Origin of the sequence: Pseudomonas alvandae, from assembly GCF_019141525.1 — a bacterium.
GTDB lineage: Bacteria > Pseudomonadota > Gammaproteobacteria > Pseudomonadales > Pseudomonadaceae > Aquipseudomonas > Aquipseudomonas alvandae.
In genome coordinates, this window is the sequence record NZ_CP077080.1 from 4,511,057 (window position 1) to 4,517,222 (window position 6,166).

The window sequence follows — 6,166 nt, forward strand, 5'->3', positions numbered from 1 at the left end:
GGTCATTGTCCTGGCCCGTCCAGGCGATCCCGCAGATGGCGCAGGGTGCGGATCATATACTTTTCCACCATGTTTTTTGACAGCCCCAGGCGTTCGGCGATTTCCGCCTGGGTCAGGCCCTCGATCTTCTGCCAGACGAACACCGTGCGGCAGTTGGCCGGCAGTTCGGCCAGTGCTTGCTCGATGGAGTCCGCCAGCTGGATCGCGTGCATGTAGTGCTCCGGGTCGCTCGCAAGCGATGGGGTGTCGAACGCCACTTCCTCCAGGGCGCCCCGTCGATCTTCACGCCGATAGCCGTCCACCGCAATGTTGCGCGCCGTCTGGTGCAGGTAGGCCCGTGGCTGCTCCACTTGCGCCGAATCGGATTCGAGCACCCGCACGAAGGTATCGTGGGCCAGGTCCTCGGCCTGCTGGCGATTGCGCAGGCGACGGGTCCAGGTGCCGATCAACTCTTCGTAATGCTCGAAAAAGCCGGGTCTGCGGGGCAGCTTGGGGATCATCGCGGCGCACTGTGGGGACGGGATGTGAATAGTAATGGTTACTATTAATAGGAAGCAAACGCCGCCCGACCGGCTGGCACCAAAATAAAAGTGTGGGAGCGAGCCTGCTCGCGAAAGCGGTGTGTCAGTCAATAATTTTTATCGACGGTCGGTCCGCCTTCGCGAGCAGGCTCGCTCCCACAGGAGCAGGTCAGAACCGGCACACCGCCGCCGCTCCCGTGTCGGTCGGCATGACATGCTCGGGCGGCACTACTACGACTTCGCCGCCTTGGCGGGTCACGGCCAGGATCAGCTCATCAAGCACATCGGGTGCCTGCTCGTCGCCCGTCTCGTCGATCAGCAGCCGGCCTTTGTCCAGGTCGAGCTGCCCAGGCACCTGGCGCTCCGCCTCCACCAGCAACAGCGCGACGCGGCCTTCCCAGGCGGCCTTGGCGATCTCCGCCAGTTTGTCCAGCGAACGCCCCTGCCCCACCGCGACGCCATAACGATTCAAGCTGTCGACAACGCGGTCAGCGTGGCTGTGGGCCATGAGTTTCGAGCAGTGGACACGCAACTCTTCCAGACTGAATCGCGAAGGATCACCCTCGATGCCCTGCGCCAGTACGTTCGGGTTGTGACTGACGGCACGGAACACCGCCTGGTTCTCCGGCAGGGCCACCAGAATCATCGGCAGGCCCGACGGTTGCGAATGGTATTGCAGGATGGCTTTGTCCGCGGCGCGGAAGAACCGTTCGCGGTCCAGGTTGATTTCGTCCTGCTTACCGCCGCCGGCGGCCTCATGCATCATCGCATCGCCGCGTTCGCCGCTGCGGCTGAAACCATTGGGAAAGCCCTGCTGGTCACCCGGCGTGAGCTCGTCACCGAGCGCCTCGTTCTGGTTGCGCGGCACCTGTTCGGCCAGTTCGATTTTTTCCAACTGTTCCGAGGAGCCTTCATAGAGCCAGACCTCGTTGCGGGTCAGGCACAGCGCTTGATAACGCTCGGTGGACTGGACCAGGCGCAACAACGGCTTGAGGTAAGGATGGCTGTTGGCGAAGGCGCATTGCGGCACGCGCTGGCTCACCGAGATGACTTTGAAATAGTCACGGGCGCCAAACACTGCGATGCCGTCGCGGTTGGAATTCCAGAACCCCTGGTCCTCCACCAGCGCCAGGAATGGCTCGAGCAAAGGCGCGCAGTCCATGTCCGGGTGTTGCTGTTCCAGTTGGGTCTGCAGGTCGCGCACCAGGTTCTTGTAGCGGATCGGGTCCTGGCTGCGCTCGGGGAATGTGCGGTGGGTGGGCATGTACAGCGAAAGGCTCGGCTGTTCCTCGAACGCCAGGAGCTCGGCCAGTACTTGCCGGCTGAAGGGTTGATGAGCGGTCATGATCGCCTCCTTATTCTTTGCCACGAGCCTCTTGGTTTTCGAGGAAGTCTTCCTCCAGCATCGCGTCCACCATTTCGGGTGGCGCTTCATCGGTGGGTGCAGTCACACGCCCCATCGACTCGACGGCGGGGTTGAGCTTGCCGATCTGATGATCGAGCGCGTGCAGCATCTTCTCGGCGGCGCCCTCCACGGCCAGTTCGAGGCTCTCGGCCTTGTGGCTGACCGACATCGGCGAAAGTCCTTGCATGCGCGCCTCGATCTGGCAGCGCTTGTCGGCGGCGCCGCCCTTCTGGGCGTTTTCGTCGCTGACGTGGATTTCGATGCGGGCCAGTTGGTCTTCGAAACGCTGCAGCGCCTCCACCACCGTACTGCCAACCCACTCCTGCAGACGGGCACTGCCTTCGATATGGTTACTGTTGACTTGAACTTGCATGATCGACTCCTTTGCAAAAGACGGCTGGCGCCGCCTGTTGTAGGTAGAAGAAGATCAAACGGGCGAAGTTCCCGGCGCGGGATGACTGGAGCCTGAGCGGCTGATGATGACCTCTGTGGGAGCGAGCCTGCTCCCGCTCGGCTCTGTAGGAGCTGGCGAAGCCTGCGATCTTTTGATCTTTGATCTTTGATCTTTGATCTTTGATCTTTGATCTTTCGCTCCAGAATGCATTGGCAGTGAAAAGATCGCAGCCTTGCTTCGCTCGGCAGATCCTACAGCGCAACCCAGCGGGAGCAAGCTCCCTCGCCACGGGGGCTACGGTGCTGCGGCTAGCGTGGAGGCTGGGGCGGCTCGATGTCATCCAGTGCTCGATTGGCCAGTAGCGTTCCCAGCTCGATCAATTGCTGAAGCCCCAACGCCACATGCCGCCGCGAGCCTTCCAGGTCGAAGGCCAGGTCGTTCGCCATGGCGTTGGCTGAGGCCAGGGTTTCGCTGAGGGTGGTCAGTATGGATTCGGTGTTGAGCCCCTCGGCCACGGTAAAGATCTGGCCGTCCTGGGTGTCGGGCTTGACTGGCTTGTTGGGCGATAAGTGGATGTCGAGTGCTCGATCGGCCGCTTCGCGACGTTCTGCTGAGTCGAGGCGGGTGTAGGCGGAGAGATCTTCGGCTTTTCTTGGGGGGTTGGGGGTGTTCTTGACCATCTTGAAACTCCTGACTTGATAGTGAGCTCACCCACCTCGTGACCAAACGAGGGTGGTGGGCTATACGCAGGTTGGTCAACCGGGAAGTCAGGCACCCGGCGCACTCGAGAGTGCCCCGCGCACAGCCCGCCGCAAAGCATACCGACAAAAGCGCCGAGATGCTGAGTTGCGCATGTGCGCCTGACTTCAAACAGGTGACCAAACCCGGTCGCTGATTTTGCAGCGACGGACAAAGCCTATCCCCACCGCTTCCGAACCACCAACCGACACGACTTGTCAGAAATTTCCGGCTCGCCACATTTTTTGTAGGAACACCCCCGCCACGGGTTTGCGTGTTCAGCCAGGTTGATCTCATAAAAAAAGACCCGCACTAGGCGGGTCGTTTTTTTGTTTTGGAGGAGATCAGAACTGCGGCGTGTACTTCACCGTGAACATCAAGTTACGCGGATCGCCAAAGTTGTTGTTGCCATTGAGCTGGTTGTAGGCCGGCGTGATGTAGGTCTTGTCGAACAGGTTGTTGGCATTGAGCGCCAGATCGATCTCTGACGTCAGCTTGTAGCCGACACGGGCGTTCCATACGGTGTAGCCCGGTACGTCATAGTTGAGATCGTAGACCTGCGTATGGCTTTGGGTGGTGAAGCCCAGGCCGGTGCTGACACGGCTCCAGTCGCCGGTGAACTGGTAGTTGCCCCAAACGCGCAGCATATGTTTCGGCGTCCAGGTACTGAAGATGCTGCCTTCGTTGGTCGGATCTTCGAGGTATTTGGTCGTGTTGTAGGTATAGCCCGCGAACAACTGCAAGTTGTCTACCACTTCACCGCTGATTTCAGCCTCGATGCCCTGACTGCGCACCTTGCCCGAGGCTGTCGAGCAACCGAAGCCACCACACCCCGAACCGCCGTCATTGACGGCACGGTTTTCATGATCGTAGCGGAAGACAGCCAGGGAAGTATTGACCCGACCGTCCATCAACTCACCTTTAAGACCCACCTCGTAATTGGTGCCGACGACGGGCTTAAGCACGGAGCCGCTGGCATCAACGTTAGTCTGCGGCTGGAACACATCGGTATAGCTGGCGTACACCGCCCACTCACGGCTCAGGTCATAGACGATACCGGCATAGGGCGTGACCACGCCGGTTTCGGTTGAATAGCTTGGCGTGTTGCGTGTAATTCCGGCTGCGTTTTCATTTTTCGACTTGTAGCTGAAGTCGTACCAGCTGACCCGGGAACCCAGGATCAGAGTCAGGTCGTCTACCGGCTTGACGCGCCAGGTGCCGTACACGCCTTTCTGGCGCACGTCGTACTTGCTGAGGACGCCCAGGCCGCCCGCAGCGATCAAGCTGTCGTAGCTGATGTCCGGGCGATCATTATCAATGTCGAAGATCGAGTCGCTGGTGTTGTTGAAGGTACGGGCATATTTATCATCCGTCTCCAATTGCGAGAAGTTGCCCCCCAGCATGACCTCCTGTTCCATCGACAAGGCTTCGAACTTGCCGGTCAGGTTCATGTCGAGACCGGCCTTGGTGGACTGGAAGTCGGTCAGGAAGTCGGCATATTGCACGCCACTGCCATCGGGCAAGAGACCACCGCCTCGTTGGACCCGCTGGTTCTTCGCCTGGTTATCCTCGCTCATGTACACGCCCCCCACCTTGAAGGCCCAGTCCTCATTGAAGCGATGCTCCAGATCGGCATAGTAGGTGGTGACATCGATTTCAGAACGGTTCCAGCGCGCGCCGGTGTAGGTGGAGCGCGACACGTCCGGCATCGAGCCATCGGCGTAGCGCGGCAAACCACGGATGTTGCCGCGCGACTCGCCATTGGATTGGCTGACCGCCAAGCCCAGGGTGGTGTCTTCGCTCAGGTCAACGTCCAGCGCGCCGTACAGCGAATGGGTCTTGCTCCAGGCATGGTCAACGAAGGAATTGCTCTGGTCTTCGTCGAGGACGATGCGGCCACGGACATTGCCGGCGTCGTTCAGCGGGCCGCCAGCGTCCAGTTGCAGGCCGTAGTGATCCCAGGAGCCGGCCTTGCCGGTCAGGGTCACGGTCGGTGCGCTCTGGCCACGCTTGCGCACCAGGTTGACGGCGCCGCCGGGGCTGCCGGTGCCTTGCAGCAGGCCGGAGGCGCCACGGAGGATTTCCAGGCGGTCGTAGAAAATCAGGTCCTGGGTCGCCCAGTTGCCCAGCGAATAGGTGTTACGCGGAATCGGCACGCCGTCGTACTGCCAGTCGTCGATCTGGAAACCGCGCGACGACAGGATCATGCCCTGGCCGACGCCCTGCAGGCCGACGATGCCGGTGGTCTGGTTGACGGCGTCCTTGAGGTTGACCAGGTTCTGGTCATCCATCTGCTTACGCGTCATCACGGTGATCGACTGGGGAATTTCCTTGAGGGTGTGGGTGCCCTTGCCGATCGTCACGGCATTGCTGGTGTACGAGTGGCTGCCTTCGGTCGTCGCATTCAACTGTTCGGCGTTGATCGTCGTCGCGCCCAGCTCCAGTCCCGCGCTGGCGGAGCCCTTTACCAACATCAGCGTGTTGCCCTCGAGGCTGTGGCGCACGCCGGTGCCCTTGAGCAACTCGGTGATGGCGGCCTGCGGGCTCATCTTGCCGCTGACGCGATTGCTTTTCAGGCCGGCCAATTCGTCGGCGTTGTAGATCACTTGCTGGTTGGTCTGTTGGCCGAACGCTTGCAGCGCCTGCGGCAGCGGCTGCGCAGGGATGTTGATGCTGACGTCCTCCGCCATCACCTGGGCGCTCAAGGACAATGCACCGACCAGACCCAGGCCCGACAACACCCGGCGCGAACGCAGGCCGCGAGACATGACAAGTGCCTTGAACAGCGGTTTCAACTCATGAATTGCCGACATCGTGCTCTCTATTATTGGTAGAAGTGAAAAGTCCATGGGGGCCGAATGGCCTGCCGTTCGCCAGCACGGTTTAGCGGCTGACCGGCCCCTCCCCGGGCACGGTCATCCGGCTGGACGACAGCGAAATTTTTCCTGGACACAACCGGCGCCTGGGCTGCCCTGCCCGAGCCGATTTGCCCGCATACCCTAGTAAGACGCAGCACCTGGGAAAAACCGGAATGAGTTTATTTATCATTCGCGAAAAAAAATAAAAAAAGCCGGCGCTTGTCGGCGCCGGCCTTTTGTTCTTGCCCTG

General features: G+C 60.6%; 5 protein-coding genes. All 5 read right to left on the minus strand.

All coding sequences use genetic code 11. From position 1 onward, the window contains the following. Window positions 1-2: 2 nt before the first annotated feature. The gene (locus tag KSS97_RS20020) at window positions 3-500 is read right to left on the minus strand and encodes a sigma-70 family RNA polymerase sigma factor (RefSeq protein WP_198795917.1); all 498 of its coding nucleotides are present in this window, start codon (window positions 498-500) and stop codon (window positions 3-5) included. Window positions 501-690: 190 nt separating this feature from the next. Further along, window positions 691-1,866, minus strand: a complete 1,176-nt coding sequence (locus KSS97_RS20025) for a baeRF3 domain-containing protein (RefSeq protein ID WP_217859987.1) — start codon at window positions 1,864-1,866, stop codon at window positions 691-693. 10 nt (window positions 1,867-1,876) lie between these two features. Beyond that, window positions 1,877-2,299 carry an HPF/RaiA family ribosome-associated protein gene (locus KSS97_RS20030; protein ID WP_198795915.1) on the minus strand — a complete coding sequence of 141 codons (423 nt, stop codon included), beginning with the start codon at window positions 2,297-2,299 and terminating at the stop codon, window positions 1,877-1,879. A gap of 329 nt (window positions 2,300-2,628) precedes the next feature. Beyond that, window positions 2,629-3,000 carry a DUF6124 family protein gene (locus KSS97_RS20035; protein WP_217859988.1) on the minus strand — a complete coding sequence of 124 codons (372 nt, stop codon included), beginning with the start codon at window positions 2,998-3,000 and terminating at the stop codon, window positions 2,629-2,631. A 402-nt stretch (window positions 3,001-3,402) separates the two neighbouring features. Then, window positions 3,403-5,871 (minus strand): TonB-dependent siderophore receptor, encoded by a 2,469-nt coding sequence (locus KSS97_RS20040; protein ID WP_030142064.1) that lies wholly within the window; start codon window positions 5,869-5,871, stop codon window positions 3,403-3,405. Between the last annotated feature and the right edge of the window lie 295 nt (window positions 5,872-6,166).

What these genes read in the sequence shown, in the direction of transcription:
- KSS97_RS20020 (WP_198795917.1), bottom strand. Translation starts at nt 500, where the DNA reads ATGATCCCCAAGCTGCCCCGCAGACCCGGCTTTTTCGAGCATTACGAA.
- KSS97_RS20025 (WP_217859987.1), bottom strand. Translation starts at nt 1,866, where the DNA reads ATGACCGCTCATCAACCCTTCAGCCGGCAAGTACTGGCCGAGCTCCTG.
- KSS97_RS20030 (WP_198795915.1), bottom strand. Translation starts at nt 2,299, where the DNA reads ATGCAAGTTCAAGTCAACAGTAACCATATCGAAGGCAGTGCCCGTCTG.
- KSS97_RS20035 (WP_217859988.1), bottom strand. Translation starts at nt 3,000, where the DNA reads ATGGTCAAGAACACCCCCAACCCCCCAAGAAAAGCCGAAGATCTCTCC.
- KSS97_RS20040 (WP_030142064.1), bottom strand. Translation starts at nt 5,871, where the DNA reads ATGTCGGCAATTCATGAGTTGAAACCGCTGTTCAAGGCACTTGTCATG.